The organism is Pseudovibrio exalbescens DSM 16456 (assembly GCF_000422785.1).
Lineage (GTDB): Bacteria > Pseudomonadota > Alphaproteobacteria > Rhizobiales > Stappiaceae > Pseudovibrio > Pseudovibrio exalbescens.
The window spans coordinates 43,488-63,635 of sequence record NZ_AUGS01000020.1 but is presented as its reverse complement, the minus strand read 5'-3'; the positions used below and the strand labels follow the sequence as shown (position 1 = coordinate 63,635).

Sequence of the window (20,148 nt, the reverse complement as noted above, 5' to 3'; positions counted from 1 at the left end):
GCAAACAGGATCAGGTCCAGCAGCAACGCGGCGCAAAGATAAAAGGGGCCAGAGCCCTACGATGAACTCTCTGCAAATCGTCCGACCGAAACCCTACCGACCTACTGCTCACGCAAAACAATAAGACCAAAACCCAACGTCGCCCCTACCCCACGCAGGTCATCCCGGCCCCCGAGCCGGGATCCAGACCAACAGGGGCACGCCGCACCCGCAAAGCCCCGTGAGTCTGGGTACCGGATCAGCGCTGCGCTTGTCCGGCATGACAAACGAGGGAAAGGCGATGGAAGGGTCGGGGAAACGGGGCCGCATGAAAAAGCCGGCACCCCATTTGGTGCCAGACACAGAATCCGGAACGCCAAGCGCACGGAACCGCAAAGACGTCAGATGTCACTTTTTTGAAGCAGCGCCAGCAATCCGGTCTCGACTTATCCTCCCCAGAACCGGATCCTCACCACCGGATACGCTGAGCGAAACGGCACAACGTTATTCCCCTGCGCGATCCGTCGGTACGAACAGCGCCCTCAAAAAAGGCCTCAAGCCGTCAAGCTGACCCATTCTCGCCCTTATCCCCCTACCCAATACAGGGCAAGGGCCAGCAGGCCCTCGCCAACGCAGCCCCACCTCAAGGAGAATAACTCATGCACGCAAAATGCGTTCGTTTGAACAAAACACGCAGGTTGTGCGTGCGCACCGCATCACCACGAAACCACAACGCCTGCTCCAACGCACCGCCCAAATGGATGCCGGATCAGCGCTGCGCTTGTCCGGCATGACGGCCGAGAGAAGGAAGAGACCGAGAGAAACTAGAAGCGCCAGACACAAAATCCGGAACGCCAACGGGCTCACCCCACGTATGTCATCCCGGCCCCCGAGCCGGGATCCAGAACGGCAGAGGCACACACCCGCAAAGCCCCGTGAATCTGGATGCCGGAGCAAGTCTCGCAGGACAGCCGAGGGAAGGAAGCACAGCCCACAGATCACATAACCATGTCGAGAAATGGATAATGCACAACAGCTCTCAGGTCTTGCCATCTCCAAGCACAAAATCACATGAGACCGCGGATAAAAAGCTCTGAGCCCAGAACCCAACGTCGCCCCTACCCCACACAGGTCATCCCGGCCCCCGAGCCGGGATCCAGACCGGCAGAGGCACGCCCCGCGAAGGCTCGCGAATCTGGATGCCGGACCAAGTCCAACATGACAGCCGAGGGGAAGGACGAGCAGCCCCCAGGCCTCAGGGCTGCGTCAAAACGGGAGAATGCGGAACCAGCATACTTAGAGCGAGCCGGCCGAGCGCTCCTCATGCTCACGCAAAACAACAAGACCAGAACCCAACGGGCTCACCCCACACAGGTCATCCCGGCCCCCGAGCCGGGATCCAAACCAGCAGAGGCACACACCCGCGAAGCCCCGTGAATCTGGAGGCCGGAGCAAGTCCGGCATGACGGCCGAGGAAAAGGCGATGGAAGGTTCGGGGAAACGGGGCCGCATGAAAAAGCCGGCGCCCCATTTGGTGCCAGACACAGAATCCGGAACGCCAAGCGCACGGAACCGCAAAGACGTCAGATGTCACTTTTTTGAAGCAGCGCCAGCAATCCGGTCTCGACTTATCCTCCCCAGAACCGGATCCTCACCACCGGATACGCCGAGCGAAACGGTACAACGTTATCCCCCTGCGCGATCCGTCGGCACGAACAGCGCCCTCAAAAAAGGCTTCAAGCCGTCAAGCTGACCCTTTCTCGCCCTTATCCCCCTACCCAAGGCAGGGCAAGGGCCAGCAGTCCCTCGCCAACGCAGCCCCACCTCAAGGAGAATAACTCTTGCACGCAAAACGCGTTCGTTTGAACAAAACAAGCAGATTGTGCGTGCGCACCGCATCACCACGGAACCACAACGCCTGCTCCAAAGCACCGCCCAAATGGATGCCGGATCAGCGCTGCGCTTGTCCGGCATGACAAACGAGGAAAGGCGATGAAAGGTTCGGGGAAACGGGGCCGCATGAAAAAGCCGGCGCCCCACTCAGTGCCAGACACAGAATCCGGAACGCCAAGCGCACGGAACCGCGAAGACGTCAGATGTCACTTTTTTGAAGCAGCGCCAAGCGTCGGTAGCCAAAGACAGAGACCCACCAGCAAGGCAGAAAGAATACCGCGGCCTCGGGCCTTACAATAAATTTTGGGGAGAGATGCTTGCCGTAAGGATGGTACAGACGGGTGGATTCGAACCACCGACCTTCGGAGCCACAATCCGACGCTCTAACCAACTGAGCTACGTCTGCTTGGCAAGTGCGGCGGAACATAGGCGCAGTTTTCTGGATTGGCAAGGGCCCTTGAAAACTAATTTTCGGGAATTCCACAGAACGGGACCAAATTGCGCAAACACCCGTAGGGATAGGCGTTTTTCAGTCCGCGTTCTGTGGATTTTCATCGCATATCAACGCCGAAGGAGCGAAGCTAAGCCCTTAAAGAACCTTGCTTTCCTTCATTGCCTTCTCGAAAGCAGCCTTAGCTGGCTCAGACATGGAATTGGTCAGCTTTGCAGCTGTTTCCTGAATGTCCTTCGCCTGACTGGTCATGGCTTCGTACTGCTTGCGGGCAAATGTGGACTGCAGTTCGATCGCCTCTGAAAGGGTCTTGGCGCCAAACATGTCCTTCATGTGGGCAAACATGGCGTTGGTGTTCTCTTGAGCGGCATCAATAGCCTTGATGTTCATTTCGGACAGACCGTCACGAGTCGCCTCAAGCGTTTCTTCCATGCGACCGGTTGCTTCTTCGGACGCATCCTTGAACTTGGCGTAGGCTTCACGTGCGGAATCGACGCTCTTTTCGGTCATTTCACGGAATACAGCAGGCATCTCAACAGTAGACATGGACGGAACCTCTTTTTCAGCAGTTTTGGAGGCAGACGCTTTCGCGGTCCGAGTTTTTGCAGCGGTCTTGGACGTTGCAGTGGTCGTTTCGGACATCTGAAACTCCTTGGGTTAAATAGGCAATAATTCCAACGGGACCCGAGGTAAGATCAACACTTCCTCTTAGGTCAACTTCATGTACCCTACCCAAAAAACTTGTGCAGCGCAACATGTTTTTGCACTGCACAATAAATCAAAATCCAACCCGCTGATTGCTCGCTATTTTTCTGTAAATTTGCGGGCAGTTTGGGATGCGGCATTTGCCGTCTTATCGCTCATCACCCGCGCCTGCTCGCCAGCAATCTCCATCTGTTTTTCGATGAAAGCCTTGTTGAGCTGCATCAGTTCGTCATAGGACTTTGCGCTGCACAGCTTCTGCGCATAGTCGAATGCCGAGTTGATGTTCTCTTCCGCAAAGGCCACTGCCTGCTTGTTCAACTCTACACCTTCGGTCTGTGCTGTACTGGCGGCTGCCTCGATATTTCCCAATGCACCATGTGTCATGGAAACGTATTCTTCAAAAGCCTTGCGAGCTTGATCCAATCCTTGATCGGCCATTTCCCGCAGGTGCTCGGGAATTTCAAAACGCATGTCGTCTTTGGTCATCGTGTCCCTCCTCCTGAACTGCAACCCTGAATAGTTTGCCAGATGATTTTGACTGTGAGATTACAGTTTACGCTAGAGTAACACTGAACTCTAGACCCGATCTGGAGATTGAATCCCCGAACATCACTCCTCAAATTAGTGCTGGATAAACTTGAGGTTTTAAAGCCTTAATCAATTTTGCTAGGTGTTCATTAAACAGGCCGAGGGATGATGGGTTTCGCTGCTGCCCGAGCTGTTTGAAACTGAGTATTATCGTTTGAGAGACACGCTGACAGCAGCTACAAAGTGCGATAGATATTGAATAAAAATGCGCGTGCCGGATCACTGCCAGACAGAGGAAAGTAAAAGTGGCTGACTTTGTATTCAAGCGCCGTCAGCGGCCCGTACAATTTGCTTGGCAAATGGACGAGGACTGTCACTTTACAGCTTTCTCCAGCACCTTCAGCGAAACTGTCGGGCCACAGGATGAGCTTTTGATTGGCCAACGCTTCTCTGACGTGGCCGGTGCGCTGGCACTCGCCTTGCCCAAGCCGCTGCAAACTGCCCTTGATGAACGCACCGCGTTCAACGGCCAAACGGTGCATTGGCCGATCTGCAACAGCAAGCTCAGGGTCCCTATTGATCTGACGGCCACCGCGATTTTCGCGGAAGACGGATCGCCCCAAGGTTTTCGCGGGTTTGGCATGATCCGTTCCGTGGCGGCTGCTGAAGCGCCGGATTATGTGGACCCCATGGTAGCTCTCACGACAACCTTTGAGGCTTCCGAGGTCGAAGAACCGGCCAATGCCGAGCAACCGGAGAACGCGGTAGACACGCCAGCACCTCCGCACTCGTTCTCCGCACCGCCCACTGAACAGGGCAGTGCCGACGCCGTCGAGGTGTCGGCAGATCTGGCTCACGCAGTCGGGGATGACGACGCGTTTGGCCCGGAAACCTTTGACCTTGCATCTGCGCCGGATCACGAAGCCGACGCCCCCGTAGCAGCCGAGCCAGAAGCTGTAACGCCTGATGCACCACAGACGGAACCGGAACCACCTGCACCTGCTGAAGCGCTTGAACGCTCAGAGGGGTCAGAACCTGATTCAGAGGCAGAGCCGGCCGAGCCCGCACCTGCCACGGATGAGGAAACCTTCAGCGCGCATGAGGATCCGCAAATCCACGCCGCTTTGGAAGAAGCGGCAGAAGATGAAGATGTGCCGGAACAACTGGAGCGCAATGATACCCCCTCACCGGATGGCGGCATGGATGCCTTTGCCAAGGCCATTGCCAACTTGCCGGATGCCCCCAAACCGGGTCCACGCCGAGGGCCACAAAGCCTGTTTGACCTGACAAGCAACATCGTGCGGTTCGTGGAGAAGTCTGGCAACATCGACAGTGGGGCAGCCTCTCGCCTGTCCAAGCCAGAACAAGATGCTTTCGACAAGATCGCCCGGGCACTGGGCGCCCAGAATGGCGCTCCCAAGACCGAGCCAACCACACAGGCCCCGCCCCCCGCTTCACCTTCGGAAGAAAAGCCCGAAACGGCAGCTCCTGTGCCACCAGCCGCCAAGGCACCTGTCGATGAAAGCAACATCACCCGTGTCGTGACCCAAAGACCGCGTCACGAACTGGAAGGCGAAGCCGCTGCCCGTCAGGACGCACCTGGACGGATTCCGGACAAACCCCAAGCGAGCCCCATTCACCCGCGCCTTCTGGACCGTTTGCCGATCGGCGTGGCAATCGTGCGTGATCGGGACGTGGTTTATGCCAACGATACGCTTTTGGAGTTGCTGGGCTACGACCGCTTTGAAGCCTTGAGCAAAGCGGGCGGGCTGGAAGCGATTTTTGCTGCACCGGAAGAATGCCCGTCGCCGCCTGAAGAAACACTGGACCGTGTCATGCATGTACGTCTGGGCACCGGCGGGGTGCGCCCGGTTGATGCACGCATGCATGCAGTGCCCTGGAATGGCGGTCAGGCACTGATGATTTCGCTCAGCGGCAAAACGCCCATGGGGACTGACACGCCGGCGCCCTCGGTGCCGCCAATGACACAGCCGAAAGCGGACGAAAAAACAGCCGCCTTGCGCAGCCGGGTCATGGAGCTGGAATCCGTGCTGGAAACAGCAACAGATGGTGTACTTGTTCTGTCGCGCGATGGGCGCATTCTGAGTGCGAACTACTCGGCACAAGCACTGTTCTCCGCCGATCCAGACGCAATGGTAGGCGCGCCTCTTGTGGAGTTTCTGGCGCCGGAAAGCCACCGCGATGCGCTGGACTATCTGGAAGGACTGGCATCCAATGGGGTGGCCAGTTTGCTCAATGATGGCCGGGAGGTAATCGGCCGGGACAGCAACGGTGGCTTGATTCCGCTGTTCATGACCATGGGCCATGTCAGCAGTGATGAGCACGACAAGTACTGCGCCGTGCTGCGTGACATCACCCAATGGAAGACAGCGGAAGAGGAGCTGATTTCCGCACGCAAGGAAGCTGAAAGCTCGAACGCGCAGAAATCCGATTTTCTTGCCAAGATCAGCCACGAAATCCGCACACCGCTGAACGCGATCATCGGGTTTGCGGAGGTCATGCAGGAAGAACGGTTTGGCACCTTGGGCAGTGAGCGTTACAAGGAGTATCTTTCCGACATCCACCGCTCCGGCTCGCACATACTCAGCCTGCTCAACGACCTGCTGGATCTGGCCAAGATCGAGGCCGGCCACATGGAGCTGTCGTTCGAGGCCGTTTCCGCCGGCGAAACCATTCGCGAGTGCGTTGCGTTGCTACAGCCGCAGGCCAACCGGGAGAAGGTCATCATTCGCGCCAGCCTGCCCACCTCGGTGCCACGGATCGTGTCAGATCCGCGGGCTTTGCGTCAGATCACGCTGAACCTTTTGTCCAACGCCATCAAGTTCAACAAGCCCGGCGGGCAAGTCATCGTTTCGCTGGCCCTTGAACCCACCGGCGAAGTGATGTTGCGGGTACGGGATACCGGCCGGGGCATGAGCCCGGCGGATCTTGAAGCTGCCATGCAGCCGTTTCGGCAGATCAACCCATCGCCGGATGTACAGGGCAGCGGACTGGGTCTGCCGTTGACCAAAGCCCTGGCCGAAGCAAATCGAGCGGTCTTTTCAATAGAATCTGAAGAAGGCGTGGGTACACTTGCCGAGATCACCTTCCCGCCGCAACGGGTGCTGACCGACTGATTTCAAGCTCCGGCGCGGCGGGTTTGCCTGCACCCTATATGCAAAAGGGTTTGGACTGCCATGCTGACTCTTGCCGCCTTGGAAGACGCCGCCACCGTTGTGTACAACCACATGGCTCCTACGCCGCTGTATCACTGGCCACTTCTGGACCAGCACACGGGGTGTCAAGTCATGGTCAAACACGAAAACCATGCCCCAACCGGGTCGTTCAAGGCTCGGAGCGCGCTGGTTTTCATGGAGGCGATGAGGCGCATCCATCCCGCTGGCAGCAGCTTCATCACGGCAACACGCGGTAACCACGGCCTGAGTCTGGCATGGGCCGCGCAGTTGTTTGGCTTTCAAATGGCGCTGGTGATGCCGCAAGGTGTATCGCCGGAAAAGGTTGCCATGGCCCAGGCACACGGCGCCTTTGTCATTGAACACGGGATGCGGTTCGAAGACGCGCAGGCTCATGCGCATGCTTTGGCCGCTGAGGGGCGCCACGCCCCCGTGCCGGCGTTCCATACCGATCTCGTGCGCGGATGCGGCACCTACGCGCTGGAACTGTTTCGCGCCGGGCCTGCTCCGGACGCCATCTTCGTACCCATTGGCCTTGGCAACGGTTTGTGCGGGGTTCTTGCCGCACGGGCCGTTTTTCGCGCACCAACCCGCGTTATCGGCGTGGTATCGGATCGCGCTCCGGTTTACGCGCGCACGTTAATGGGGCAAGCGATGCCAGCTGAGCCCGGCTTGCCTACTTTTGCCGAAGGCCTGAACGTCACCGTGCCGGACGCAGAAGCGCTGGCCACTATTCGTGCGGGCGTGGACCATCTGGTGGAAGTCAGTGATGATGAGGTGGCAGAGGCAATCCGTCTCCTGTTTCGCACCACCCACAACGTGGCCGAGGGTGCAGGTGCGGCCGCCTTGGCCGGATTGCGCAAGGAACAAGACGAGTGGGCCGGCAAAAGGGTCGCCGTGATCTTGTGCGGCCAGAACATTGAACGGCGGGCGATGCGTGACATACTTGCCGGACGCACACCCACCGCATGAACCCTTCTCACTGATTTGCTGCGAAACGCCATCAATTGCCGGCGGAATGCAGGGCGCTCTTGTGCCTTGGCCAGCGGGCAGCGACCTCGGGGTTTACCCGAGAATCAACTTCCTTTATGAGAGCGCCTTCAGCGTGAGTTTTTCCAGTTCCAACCTGTGAATAATCGACAATGTGACAACGTGCAGCTGGCAAAGCAGCAGTTGAAAATCATTCGCAATTGCAGATAGATACAACAAAACCAGCCGTCATATATAGTTTAGAATAGTTCCATCTTATTGATTTCACTTCCAGTTATTGTTGACATTCAAATTCCACTTTTAGATATTGCCGCGGAGATTATGAGTTTCACCGTAAAGAAAAACTCTTACACGAAAGGCAAGGGTTCAATGGTATTCACCAAGCGTTCGGTACGACTGAGTGCAGCAGCAGCGGCGGCAACAATCGCCGGAGTTGTTAGTCTTACGCCAGCCGTTAGTGCTGCAGAGGAGGTCAATATCTACTCCTATCGCCAGCCCGAACTTATCAAGCCACTGCTTGATGCATTCACACAAGAAACAGGAATTAAAACCAACGTTGTGTTTGCCTCAAAAGGTTTGGCCGAACGCATGAAGGCTGAAGGCGAAAACTCTCCGGCAGACCTGCTCATGACCGTTGACATTGGCCGTCTACAGGGTGCCAAGGACCTTGGCGTAACCCAGTCGGTGGACAATGACACCATCAATGCCAACATTCCTGAAAACCTTCGTGATCCCGAAGGTCACTGGTTTGGCCTGACAACCCGTGCACGCGTGATTTACGCCTCCAAGGACCGGGTTGATCAAGACAGCATCACCTACGAAGAACTGGCGGATGAAAAGTGGAAGGGCCGCATCTGCACCCGTTCCGGACAGCATGTTTATTCCATTGGCCTGTTCGCTTCCATGGTGGCGCACCACGGCGAAGAAGAAACTGAACAGTGGTTGACGGCCGTTCGCGACAACCTCGCGCGCAAGCCAACCGGCAATGACCGCGCACAGGTCAAGTCCATCTATGCCGGTGAATGCGACATCTCGCTGGGCAACACCTATTACATGGGCAAGATGCAGACCAACGAGAAGGATCCCGAGCAAAAGGAATGGGCCGAGTCCGTGCGCATCCTGTTCCCGAACTCTGATGATCGGGGCACCCACGTCAACATTTCCGGCATGGTGCTGGCCAAGCATGCGCCGAACCATGACAACGCCCTGAAGCTGATGGAATTCCTGTCTTCCGGTGAAGCCCAGGAGATTTACGCAGCAAAGAATTTCGAGTATCCGGTCCTTGAAACCGCTGAAGCATCCGAGCGCGTCAAAGGTTGGGGCGACTTGAACCCAGACCCGATTTCTCTGGATGTCATTGCAAAGAACCGCAAGATTGCCAGTGAGCTGGTTGACCGTGTGGCTTTTGATGACGGACCTGCCAGCTGAGGTATGAATGTCAGTCAACGCTGAACCGACGCATGTAAAGCATGTGTACGCAGCGCCCGCTCCCCTGTCGAAAGGGGAGCGGGTTCTCGCGTTTGGAACCCTTGCCTTGACAGCGCTGGCCGTACTGCCGGTGCTGACCGTGCTTTATCTGGCCACTGGTTTGGCGGGTGACAACTGGCAGCATCTGATCGAAACGGTTTTGCCCGGCGCCGTCTGGACAACCATTCTTTTACTGCTAGGCGTTGGCCTGTTGACTCTCAGCGTCGGAGTGACAACCGCATGGCTTGTCACCATGTGCCGGTTTCCGGGTCAGCGCTTCTTCGATGTGGCGTTGTTGATCCCCCTCGCCGTACCGACTTACATCATCGCGTTTTCCTACGTTGAGATCCTGGATTACACGGGTATTGTGCAGTCCACGTTGCGCGACCTTTTTGGCTTTCAGACCTCGCGTGACTACTGGTTTCCTGAGATCCGCTCCCTCGGTGGTGCGATCTTCGTCATGGGGTTCGTGCTTTACCCGTATGTCTATCTCACCGCACGAGCCAGTTTTCTCATCCAGTCCGCCGGCACGCTGGACGTTTCGCGTACCTTGGGTGCAGGGCCGCTGCGGTTGTTCTTCCGTGTCGCCCTCCCACTGGCACGCCCGGCCATTGCGGTTGGTGTCACGCTGGCGCTGATGGAAACTCTGAACGACATTGGCGCAGTCACGTTTTTTGGCGTAAAGACCCTGACTTTTTCCGTTTACGAGACTTGGCTTAACCGATCCAGTTTGACGGGCGCCGCCCAATTGGCCAGCGTAATGCTGCTGATTGTGTTCGGCCTGATCTGGCTGGAGCACTATGCGCGCCGGCGCCAACGCTTTTATCAATCCAACGGCAGCGAAACTCGCGCGCTTCCCAGCTACACGCTGGTGGGCACACGGGCGTGGCTTGCCATTGCCGCGTGCGCCCTCCCGATTTTACTGGGCTTTGTTTTTCCTGCTCTGCTGCTGGCCAGCCGCGCACTGCGTAGAACGGAAGAATTCTTCAATCCCGCGCTGTGGCAAGCGGCTCAAAACACCATCTGGCTGGCAGTGATTGCCGCAGTTGTCTCCATCGGAGTCAGTCTGGCACTGGCTTACAACCGACGCATTTCACCAACACCCTTGACATCAACCCTGGGGCGGCTTGCCTCCATCGGTTATGCTGTTCCCGGCACGATCCTCGCCGTCGGAATTCTGTTTCCTGTCGCCGCGCTGGACAATGTGGTGGCAAACGCCATGCGCGACATGTTCGGCGTTTCCACCGGCCTTATACTGATCGGCTCCGGCACCGCCTTGGTGTACGCCTATGTTGTTCGCTTTCTGGCAGTCTCCTACGGGCAAATCGATAGCGGCTTTGGCAAGATTTCGCCCAACCTGGACATGGCATCCCGTACACTTGGCGAAAATGCTTTGGGCACATTGCGGCGCATTCACATGCCGTTGCTGAAACCGGTGTTGTCCTCGGCCATGCTGCTGGCCTTTGTGGAAGTGATGAAGGAGTTGCCAGCCACGCTGCTGTTGCGCCCATTCAACTTTGAGACTCTGGCAACCACAGTCTACAATGCCGCCTCCCGTGAAGCTTTTGAAGAAGCTGCTTTCCCGGCTCTGTTCATTGTGCTGGTTGGCATCGTGCCGGTCGCCTTGCTGGCCCGAACAACGGTGAAAACTTTCCGCCAAAAACAAAGCACACGGTCTCTTGCCATGGCGCCGCCCCTGACAGCAGAGGCAGAAAAAGCCTGACGACCACACCAACCTTGGGATTAGGACACAGCCGGTTGCCGGTGTAGCCGCCAGATGGTCAACAACAAGGCGGTACCGTTGATGGCATCATTGAGCATACCACCCCATGAGCCCACCAGAACTGAGTTGATCATCCATGTGAGTGTGCCAAGCAACATGGCGATGCGCAGCTTGATGCCAGACAAGCAAAACAAGGCAAAGCCGGTGATGAGCGAGGCCACCCACGGTACGATGTCCAACGGCGTGGCATAGAGCACTGCACTCATGACCGTTTGCAGTGCCGCAAACAAAACAAACCAGCCAACACCGGTGAACCGCAAGGACACGAAAGCCCGCACCGCGTTGATAACCAGATTGACGCCTGCAACAGCCGCGCCGAGCAGCACATAGTGAATGGCAAACAGCGAGCAGGATCCGAACAGCAACGCGCGCAGACGGCGGTCATTTACTGTAGAAAACGAGAACAGATTGATGGCCAGAGCCGCAAGCCCCAGCGCTTGTACGAATATGGGATCCACGGAACCGACTCACATAAAGACAGACAGAACTGCGACCTTAGGCCAGTTCCGCAAGCGAAGGGATCAGCACTCGCACCGATGCTGCAAGGGCACTTGAGGGATCAACGGGTTGTCGTTGCCAGTTTCAAGGCCAGCCCCACAAATACCGTGCCCGCAATCTTGTTCAGGATGGATTGAGCGCTGGCAGATTTGCCGAATTTTTCGCCAATCATCCCGGCCAGCATCGCAATGCCGCCAAACACCAATATCGTGCACAGGATGAACACGAAGCCCAACTGCAGGAACTGGGGAATGAGTGGCCCAACTGCGGGATCGACAAACTGCGGCAGGAACGACAAGAAGAAGATCGACACTTTGGGGTTGGTGATATTCATGATCACGCCACGCCGATACAGGGCCCCATAGCTCAGCTTTGGACCGCCGCCAATGCCGATTGGCGCTGCTTTGGCGCGAAAAGCGCCCCACGCCAAGTACAGCAGATACGCTGCACCGACATACTTGAGAATGGAGAAGGCAAGCGCCGATGTCTGGAAAATCGCGGCAACCCCAAGGGCCACGGCCACCGTATGCGCAATCACCCCTGTAGACAAACCGAACGTCACGGCGATACCCGCCATCCGCCCTGAGACCGCAGATTGCGTGAGTACGAACAAATTGTCTGGCCCCGGGGTTAGCGCCAACAGAACGACCACGGCAAAAAAGGCGGACAGCGTTTCAACGGGGATCACAACACGGCTCCAGATTCGACAGTTGCTTGGAGCCGGAGCATGGCTTGCCCCCGCCCTTCAATGCAAGGCTTTACTCGTTGAGTTTTCAGATCGCAAGGATCGCTTCTATTTCAACTTTCAGGTCCGGATTGAACAGACTCTTGACCTCAATCAGCGAACTGGCTGGCAGATGCACACCATACGCTTGGGAAAGAAGCTGACGGAGGTTGGTCAGACCCTTCAGGTCAGTCACGAAAATGGTGACCTTGACGAGGTTACGCAGATCGCTGCCTTCCTCAACGGCGATGGATGCAATCTGATGCAGGATCTCTTCAGCCTGTTCCTGAGCTGTTCCCGACTGCGAAGGCGTGCCAAATGCTGTCAGGCCGGAGATGTACAAGGTACTGCCGTGTTTCACAGCGTGGGCATATGGCCCAGCTGCCTCTGGCAGAAATGGATAGCTTTTGCGCTGAAGATTCATCTGCGTTGCCCCCCAACAGCCGAATCGCCAAGAAAATCCGGCACTTGGGCCGGAAAAGGAATTTAAAACACCGCCCAAGCCTGCGCAATCATATAAACGATCTTATTGCGAGTGCTGTCCCTGTGACTGCCGAGCGAAAGCCCAGTCCCCCTTCGCGCCCGTAATACTGTGTGGCTCTGGATCCCGGATCTGCGCTGCGCTGGTCCGGGATGACCTCTTGGGGAGTGAGATACGCACCATGTGACCGTCCAGCGCCCGTGTAACATACCAGCGTCGCCTTACCGCACGAACGTCATCCCGCACTTGATGCGGGATCCAGATCGATACGGGAAAGCCATCGCCTTAAGCCTGACCAGAAAAGCGCGCTGCAGCCCTGCTGGATCCCGGATCTGCGCTGCGCTCGTCCGGGATGACCTCCTAAGGGGTCGGAGGCTCTTACGATCGAGAAGCCGCCTGGTCTTGAGGAATTTGCACTGCCCCACTGTCGAAATCGCCATGCTTCCCGGCCATTTTGCCACTCCCAGCAGCCGCGTTGCCGAGCATCTCCGCATTCCATTCCGCCGTCACCCCGGCCCCCGAGCCGGGGTCTAGTCGGACGTCAGTCAAATCATCAATGCTTGGTGGCTCTGGATCCCGGATCTGCGTTTCGCTTACCGCTCAACGTCCGGGATGACTTCTTGGGGAGTGAGATACGCACCATGTGACCATCCAGCGCCCGTGTAACATACCAGCGTCGCCTTACCGCACGAACGTCATCCCGCACGTGATGTGGGATCCAAAGCGGCACGGGAAAGCCATCGCCTCACGCCTGACCAAAAGAGCGCGCTGCAGCCCTGCTGGATCCCGGATCTGCGCTGCGCTGGTCCGGGATGACCTCTTGGGGAGTGAGATACGCACCATGTGACCATCCAGCGCCAATGTAACATACAAGCGCAGCCTTACCGCACGAACGTCTTCCCGCACTTGATGCGGGATCCAAAGCGGCACGGGAAAGCCATCGCCTCAAGCCTGACCACAAGAGTGCGCAGCAGCCCTGCTGGATCCCGGATCTGCGCTGCGCTGGTCCGGGATGACCTCCTAAGGAGTCGGAGGCTCTTACGATCGAGAAGCCGCCTGGTCTTGAGGCATTTGCACTGCCCCACTGTCGAAATCGCAATGCTTCCCCGCCATTTTGCCACTCCCAGCAGCCGCGTTGCCGAGCACCTCCGCATTCCATTCCGCCGTCACCCGGCCCCCGAGCCGGGGTCTAGTCGGGCGTCAGTCAAATCATCAATGCTTGGTGGCTCTGGATCCCGGATCTGCGCTGCGCTGGTCCGGGATGACTTCTTGGTGAGTGGGATGTGCACCATGTGACCATCCAGCGCCCGTGTAACAAACCAGCGTCGCCTTACCGCACGAACGTCATCCCGCACGTGATGCGGGATCCAGTCGACCTCGCACCCTCAGCGCTGCCCAAAAGAGAAAGGGCGGCCTTGGGGCCGCCCTTTTGTTCTCCAAGACTACGGCGCTGGCTTACTCAACCAATGCTGCATCCGTCTTCTCGCGAATTTCGTCGATGGTGACATCCGGTGCCATTTCAACGACCTTCAAGCCGCCCTCAACAACATCAAAAACACCGAGGTTGGTGATGATGCGGCTGACGCAGTGGACACCGGTGAGGGGCAGCGTGCACTTTTTCAAAAGCTTCGGCTCACCAGCCTTGCTGGTATGATCCATGATCACAACCACACGCTTGACGCCTGCCACCAGATCCATGGCCCCGCCCATGCCCTTGACCAGCTTTCCGGGGATCATCCAGTTCGCCAGATCGCCATTTTCAGCAACTTCCATTGCGCCAAGAATGGACAGATCAATGTGCCCGCCACGGATCATGGCAAAACTGTCAGCATTGGAAAAGTAGCTCGTACGAGGCAACTCTGTAATGGTCTGCTTGCCTGCATTGATCAGATCGGCATCGATCTCGTCTTCCGTCGGGAACGGTCCCATACCGAGCATACCGTTCTCGGATTGCAGGGTAACGTCCATGCCCTCGGGGATGTAGTTGGCCACAAGAGTGGGGATCCCGATCCCGAGATTGACGTAGAAACCGTCCTGAAGTTCCTGGGCCGCCCGTTCGGCCATTTGGTCACGTGTCCAAGCCATGATCAAGCCTCCCGGATCGTGCGCTTTTCGATGCGCTTTTCAAAAGTGCCTTCAACGATACGGTCAACATAAATGCCCGGTGTGTGGATCTGGTCCGGGTCCAGTTCGCCAACCTCGACCAGCTCCTCAACCTCGGCAACCGTAACCTTGCCGGCTGTGGCCATCATCGGGTTGAAGTTGCGCGCGGTCTTGCGATAGATCAGGTTGCCTTCCTTGTCGCCCTTCCACGCCTTGACGATGGACAGATCGGCCACGAGGCCGGTTTCCATAATGTAGGTTTCGCCGTTGAATTCCTTGTGCTCTTTGCCTTCAGCAACAAGGGTGCCCACACCGGTTTTGGTATAAAAACCGGGGATGCCGGCGCCACCTGCCCGGCAGCGCTCGGCCAGCGTGCCCTGCGGATTGAACTCCAGCTCCAACTCACCGTTCAGATACTGTTCTGCAAAGGTGGCATTTTCGCCAACATAGGACGAAACCATCTTCTTGATCTGACGGGTTTGCAGCATCAACCCGAGCCCAAAATCATCCACGCCGGCATTGTTCGAGATGGCGGTCACGTTCTGAACGCCGGTATCCCGCAATGCAACAATCAGGTTTTCAGGAATCCCGCAGAGGCCAAATCCCCCTGCCATGACGGTCATGCCGTCGAAGGTCAATCCCTCCAAAGCAGCGGCTGCCGTTGGGAAAACTTTCTTCATCACGATCTCCCAGACCTGTGCAGCATTCCCGATTAGCTTTGCATTTCAATGCTTAAGCCCATCAATCCTGCCGCAGCTCAATTCGTTTTGCGCCCCTATATTGCGGCGCTTGCTGGCGTGCCTCCCGTCCTATGTGGTCAAATAGGCTCGCCCGCCAGTCTACGTCTTGATACCTATGTTTTGATCAAGTGCCAAGTCCGGAACCCCGGAATCTATATAAAAATACTATACGCGCAGCTTTTGCGGCGCACACTCACGACCTTCGTCGGTTGACCTTCCGTTACGCCCCATGAAAAAGCCGGGAGCAATGCCCCCGGCTCGTTTCAAGCAAATGTGGAGAAAAGCCTTCATTCAATGCTGATTGGCAGCAAAGGCCATGCGTTCATCCCGCTCGCGCTGCAGTTGCTGGCGTTTGGTAATCAGGGACGCGGTGATAACGCCCACCGTTACAATGCCGACAAGAATCGTGCAGACCGCGTTGATTTCTGGCGTCACCCCTAGACGGACCTGACTGTAGATCTTCATCGGCAACGTCGTGGCGCCCGGCCCGGTGGTGAAGCTGGCAATCACCAGATCATCCAGCGAGAGGGTGAAGGCCAACATCCAACCCGCAGCAACGCCCGGCAGGATTTGCGGCAGGGTGACATGGAAAAAGGTTTTGACCGGTGGGCAGCCCAAATCCATGGCGGCTTCTTCCAGGGACTTGTCGAAGCCGGCCAGCCGGGACTGCACCACAACCGCCACATAACACATGGCAAACGTGGTGTGAGCGATCATGATGGTCCAAAAGCCACGGGCCTGATCCATTGCCACGAACAACAACAACAGCGACAGACCGAGAATGACCTCCGGCATGACCAGCGGTGCGTAGATCATGCCGGAAAACAGGGTCCGGCCGAAGAAACGGCCTTGCCGGGCCAAGACCATGGCCGCCAGTGTTCCGAGAATGGTCGCAAGCGTGGCAGAGGTAAACCCGATGCGCAGGGTCACCCAAGCAGCATCCAGCATTTGCTCATTGTTGAGCAGACTGACGTACCACTTGGTGGAAAATCCCCCCCAAACCGTGACAAGGCGCGAGGCATTGAAGGAGTAAATCACCAGAATCACGATGGGCAGATACAAGAAGGAAAAGCCCAGAACCAGTGAGGTGATATTGAACCAGGATATCTTGCGTTGTTCCATCAGGCCGCCTCCCTCTGTTTTTCCTGCTGGCGTTGGAACAGGACGATGGGAATGACCAGGATGAGAAGCAGGACAACGGCGACCGCCGACGCCACCGGCCAATCACGGTTGCGGAAGAACTCGACCCACAAGGTCTTGCCGATCATGAGAGTTTCGGAGCCCCCCAGAATATCCGGAATGACGAACTCCCCTACAGCCGGAATGAATACGAGAAAACACCCGGCAATGATCCCCGGCACCGAAAGGGGAATGGTGACCTGCCAGAATGCTTTCATGGGCGGACACCCGAGATCTTCTGCCGCCTCAATCAATGATCCGTCCATTTTCTCCAGCGAAGAATACAGCGGGAGCACCATGAACGGCAGATAGGAGTAGACAATGCCAATATAGACCGCCGCATTGGTATTCAGGATAATCAGCGGATCACTGATCAGCCCCAATGACATGAGGACCTGATTCAGCAGGCCTTCATTCTTCAAGATCCCGATCCACGCATAGACGCGAATGAGAAAGCTGGTCCAGAACGGCAGGATGATCAGCATCAGCAAGGTTGGCTGCCATGCCTTGGGCGCGCGGGCCATGCCGTAGGCGATGGGATAGCCCACCACCAGCGTAATCGCGGTGGCGATCAAGGCAATCTGCAGACTGGACAGATACGCTTTGAAGTAAATGGCATCCTGCGTGAGCCAGATGTAATTGTCGAATGACCACTGACGCGCTGTATCGAGCACACCAGCAAGACCGTTCGCCCAGTCGATGACTGGCTGATACGGCGGAATGGACACCACGACCTCGGAGAGCGAGATCTTGAAGACGATAACAAATGGCGCCAGGAAGAAGAGCAGCAGCCAGGCATAGGGCACCGCAATAAGTGCCCACCGACCGAGACGGCTCTTGGTATAGGCTTGTGAGTGTACCTCGCGGTCCATCACGCAGTCCCTCCTGTTACTTGGTCAGGATGACACCGGCATCGCGGTCCCAAGACAACCAGATCTTGTCATCCCATGTGATCGGGCGCTCCACAAGTCGGGTTGTATTGGCAACAACGGCGCGTACGGTTTCTGTTTCCGCGATCTTGATGTGATAGATGGATACATCACCCATATAGGCGATGTCCCACACCTCACCCGGAATCACATTGGCATTGGACGGTTCTGGCTTGTCCAGCGAAATACGCACCTTTTCAGGCCGAATGGCAAACGCGGCATTGGAGCCGGCAGTCACCTTCCCTGCTCCCTGAATGTCAATGTGTTGGCCCAGAACCGTACAGAACAGGCGGGCATCGTTCTCATTGACCTCGGAGATCTGACCGGAGAACAGGTTGATGTCACCGATGAATTCGGCCACGAACCGCGAGTTGGGTGTTTCGTAGATTTCGCCGGGCGTTGCCACCTGCCGGATGTGCCCGTGATCCATGACGGAAATACGGTCGGCGACGGTCATCGCTTCTTCCTGATCATGGGTCACAATCAGGAAGGTCATGCGCAGGTCTTCCTGCAACGTCATCAGCTCAAGCTGCGTTTCCTCGCGCAGTTTCTTGTCAAGCGCGGCCAGAGGCTCGTCGAGCAGCAACACCTTGGGCCGCTTGGCAAGTGAGCGCGCCAGAGCGACACGCTGACGTTGCCCGCCGGAAAGCTGATGCGGTTTGCGCTTGGCAAAGGGCTCCAGCTTGACGAGGCGCAGCATCTCGTCAACTCGGGACTTGATCTCCGATGCGGGCATGCCGTCCTGTTTCAACCCGAAAGCGATGTTCGCTTCCACCGTCATGTGCGGAAACAACGCATAGGACTGGAACATCATGTTGACGGGACGCTTGTAGGGCGGGATGCCCGCAAGATCCTGCCCGTCCAGCAAAATCTGGCCTTCTGTCGGCGTCTCGAAGCCAGCCAGCATGCGCATCATCGTGGTTTTGCCACAGCCTGATCCCCCGAGCAGGGCATGGAACTCACGTTCGTAGATGCTCAATGACAAGTTGTCGACGGCGACAAAATCACCGAAACGCTTCGTAACATTCCTGAATTCGATAAACGGTATTGCGTTGGGGTCTTCCCAAGGAGCAAAAGCCCGGCGAACTGGACCAATCGGTTTCTTAGCCAAGACCGAAATCCTTTCCTGCCAGTCCCCTCATGAAAGGGGTATGTTCAGAGCAATTAAACAGGGGCGAGACGCGTGGCCTCGCCCCCGAAACGAACTGAAAGGCCTGACCGGTTTATTGACCGGACTTGACCGCCGTCCAAACGCGGTTCATCACGCGTTGTGTCTTCAGCGGCTTGGCAGAAACGGTGTAAAGCTTTTCCTTGACGTCCTTGGTCGGGTAGATGCTTGGATCACCCTTGATCTCATCATCAACCAGATCGGTCGCCGCTTCGTTACCGTTCGCATAGTAAATGTAGTTGGTGAGCTTGGCAGCGATTTCCGGACGCATGATAAAGTTCAGGAACTCATGCGCTTCTTCCGGGTGCGGAGCGTCTGCCGGGATTGCCATCTGGTCAAACCACATCTGTCCGCCTTCTTTCGGCAACACATATTCAAGCTCAACACCATTGCCGGCTTCGGCGGCTCGATCCGCCGCCTGCATCACATCGCCGGACCAACCGTAGGCCAGGCAGATGTCGCCGTTCGCCAGAGCATTCACGAACTCGGAGTTGTGGAACTTGAGCACGTACGGGCGGATGGTTTCCAGCAACTCACCGGCCTTGCGAATGTCTTCCGGATCATTGGAATCCGGGTCCATGCCGAGATAATGCAAAGCAGCCGGGAACATTTCGTCCGGCTCGTCCATGACGTGGACACCACATTCGGACACCTGCTTGAGGATTTCCGGATCAAACAGGATGGCCCAGCTATCCAGCGGCGCGTCCGGTGCGACCTCCTTGATCTTGGCGGTGTTCATGCCAAGGCCCGAGGTACCCCACATGTAATTGATGGAGTAAGCGTTCTCTGGATCCAGCTTTGACAAGCGCTCCATAAGCTGCTTGTCCATGTGCTTGAGATTGGGCAGTTGATCACGGTCCAGCTTCTGGAACACACCCGCCTGAATCTGACGGCTCAGAAACTGCGCTGTGGGTGCAACGACATCATACCCGGTGCCACCAGTCAGGAGCTTTGTTTCCAAGACTTCGTTGGAGTCGAATACATCGTATTTTACGGCGATGCCCGTTTCTTCCTCGAACTGAGCGAGGACCTCGTCATCAATGTAGTCTGACCAGTTGTAAATATTTACAGTCCGGTCCTGAGCCGCAGCGGCACCCATGCCAACTGCAAACACAGCAACTCCCGCGAGCAGGGTCTTTCTTATCATTGTCAAGCACTCCATAGAGAACGAACGCAGACGGACCTTCCAGCTTTCCTGTTTGTGCCGGTGTCTATCTACGCAATACAACCATGCGATATCCTTCTTGTGACGGAAAACTATAAACCAAGCGCCGCCATTCCCCGAAACCCACTGGATCCGGTTTGTCTTCAAGGATGAGACGAAATCGGCCCGCCT

16 protein-coding genes and 1 tRNA gene are annotated in these 20,148 nt (G+C 56.8%); 4 read left to right on the top strand and 13 right to left on the bottom strand.

Annotation, left to right across the window (positions count from 1 at the left end; genetic code table 11):
• Positions 1-2,201 precede the first annotated feature (2,201 nt).
• The 3 genes from G512_RS0113410 to G512_RS0113400 all read right to left on the bottom strand — a co-directional run bounded on the left by G512_RS0113410 (position 2,202) and on the right by G512_RS0113400 (position 3,514).
• A tRNA-His gene (locus G512_RS0113410) sits at positions 2,202-2,278 on the bottom strand.
• Between the two features lie 183 nt (positions 2,279-2,461).
• Complete coding sequence (locus G512_RS0113405) at positions 2,462-2,965, bottom strand: phasin family protein (protein ID WP_028482166.1); 504 nt, start codon at positions 2,963-2,965, stop codon at positions 2,462-2,464.
• A gap of 162 nt (positions 2,966-3,127) precedes the next feature.
• Entirely contained in the window at positions 3,128-3,514 is a 387-nt protein-coding gene (locus tag G512_RS0113400; RefSeq protein ID WP_036489799.1) for a phasin family protein, read from the bottom strand.
• Between the two features lie 347 nt (positions 3,515-3,861).
• Between G512_RS0113400 and G512_RS0113395 the strand changes: the two genes are divergently transcribed.
• The 4 genes from G512_RS0113395 to G512_RS0113380 all read left to right on the top strand — a co-directional run bounded on the left by G512_RS0113395 (position 3,862) and on the right by G512_RS0113380 (position 10,930).
• Positions 3,862-6,693 (top strand): PAS domain-containing sensor histidine kinase, encoded by a 2,832-nt coding sequence (locus G512_RS0113395; RefSeq protein WP_028482164.1) that lies wholly within the window; start codon positions 3,862-3,864, stop codon positions 6,691-6,693.
• A gap of 60 nt (positions 6,694-6,753) precedes the next feature.
• Entirely contained in the window at positions 6,754-7,722 is a 969-nt protein-coding gene (locus G512_RS0113390; protein ID WP_028482163.1) for a threonine dehydratase, read from the top strand.
• Positions 7,723-8,109: 387 nt separating this feature from the next.
• Entirely contained in the window at positions 8,110-9,168 is a 1,059-nt protein-coding gene (locus G512_RS0113385; RefSeq protein WP_081657489.1) for a Fe(3+) ABC transporter substrate-binding protein, read from the top strand.
• Positions 9,169-9,175: 7 nt separating this feature from the next.
• The gene (locus G512_RS0113380; RefSeq protein WP_081657487.1) at positions 9,176-10,930 is read left to right on the top strand and encodes an ABC transporter permease; all 1,755 of its coding nucleotides are present in this window, start codon (positions 9,176-9,178) and stop codon (positions 10,928-10,930) included.
• 20 nt (positions 10,931-10,950) lie between these two features.
• Here the strand turns inward: G512_RS0113380 and G512_RS0113375 are convergent, their stop codons facing one another.
• The 10 genes from G512_RS0113375 to G512_RS0113330 form a co-directional block, all read right to left on the bottom strand.
• Complete coding sequence (locus tag G512_RS0113375; protein WP_028482160.1) at positions 10,951-11,448, bottom strand: YgjV family protein; 498 nt, start codon at positions 11,446-11,448, stop codon at positions 10,951-10,953.
• A 101-nt stretch (positions 11,449-11,549) separates the two neighbouring features.
• Positions 11,550-12,176, bottom strand: a complete 627-nt coding sequence (locus G512_RS0113370; RefSeq protein ID WP_028482159.1) for a LysE family translocator — start codon at positions 12,174-12,176, stop codon at positions 11,550-11,552.
• 85 nt (positions 12,177-12,261) lie between these two features.
• Complete coding sequence (locus G512_RS0113365) at positions 12,262-12,636, bottom strand: RidA family protein (RefSeq protein ID WP_028482158.1); 375 nt, start codon at positions 12,634-12,636, stop codon at positions 12,262-12,264.
• 1,223 nt (positions 12,637-13,859) lie between these two features.
• Positions 13,860-14,048, bottom strand: coding sequence for a hypothetical protein (locus G512_RS22595; protein ID WP_143181462.1), 189 nt, complete (start codon positions 14,046-14,048; stop codon positions 13,860-13,862).
• Between the two features lie 100 nt (positions 14,049-14,148).
• On the bottom strand, positions 14,149-14,778 hold the full coding sequence (locus G512_RS0113355; RefSeq protein WP_028482157.1) for a CoA transferase subunit B: 630 nt from the start codon (positions 14,776-14,778) through the stop codon (positions 14,149-14,151).
• A gap of 2 nt (positions 14,779-14,780) precedes the next feature.
• Positions 14,781-15,476, bottom strand: a complete 696-nt coding sequence (locus tag G512_RS0113350; protein ID WP_028482156.1) for a CoA transferase subunit A — start codon at positions 15,474-15,476, stop codon at positions 14,781-14,783.
• Between the two features lie 351 nt (positions 15,477-15,827).
• Positions 15,828-16,658 (bottom strand): ABC transporter permease, encoded by an 831-nt coding sequence (locus G512_RS0113345; protein ID WP_036489798.1) that lies wholly within the window; start codon positions 16,656-16,658, stop codon positions 15,828-15,830.
• A complete protein-coding gene (locus G512_RS0113340; RefSeq protein ID WP_028482154.1) occupies positions 16,658-17,587 on the bottom strand; it encodes an ABC transporter permease subunit in 930 nt (309 codons plus the stop codon). Before G512_RS0113340 ends, G512_RS0113345 begins: the two co-directional genes overlap by 1 nt.
• Positions 17,588-17,603: 16 nt before the next feature.
• Positions 17,604-18,755: an ABC transporter ATP-binding protein gene (locus G512_RS0113335; RefSeq protein WP_028482153.1), complete on the bottom strand. Its 1,152-nt coding sequence runs from the start codon at positions 18,753-18,755 to the stop codon at positions 17,604-17,606.
• A 112-nt stretch (positions 18,756-18,867) separates the two neighbouring features.
• Complete coding sequence (locus tag G512_RS0113330) at positions 18,868-19,959, bottom strand: polyamine ABC transporter substrate-binding protein (protein WP_028482152.1); 1,092 nt, start codon at positions 19,957-19,959, stop codon at positions 18,868-18,870.
• Positions 19,960-20,148 lie beyond the last annotated feature (189 nt).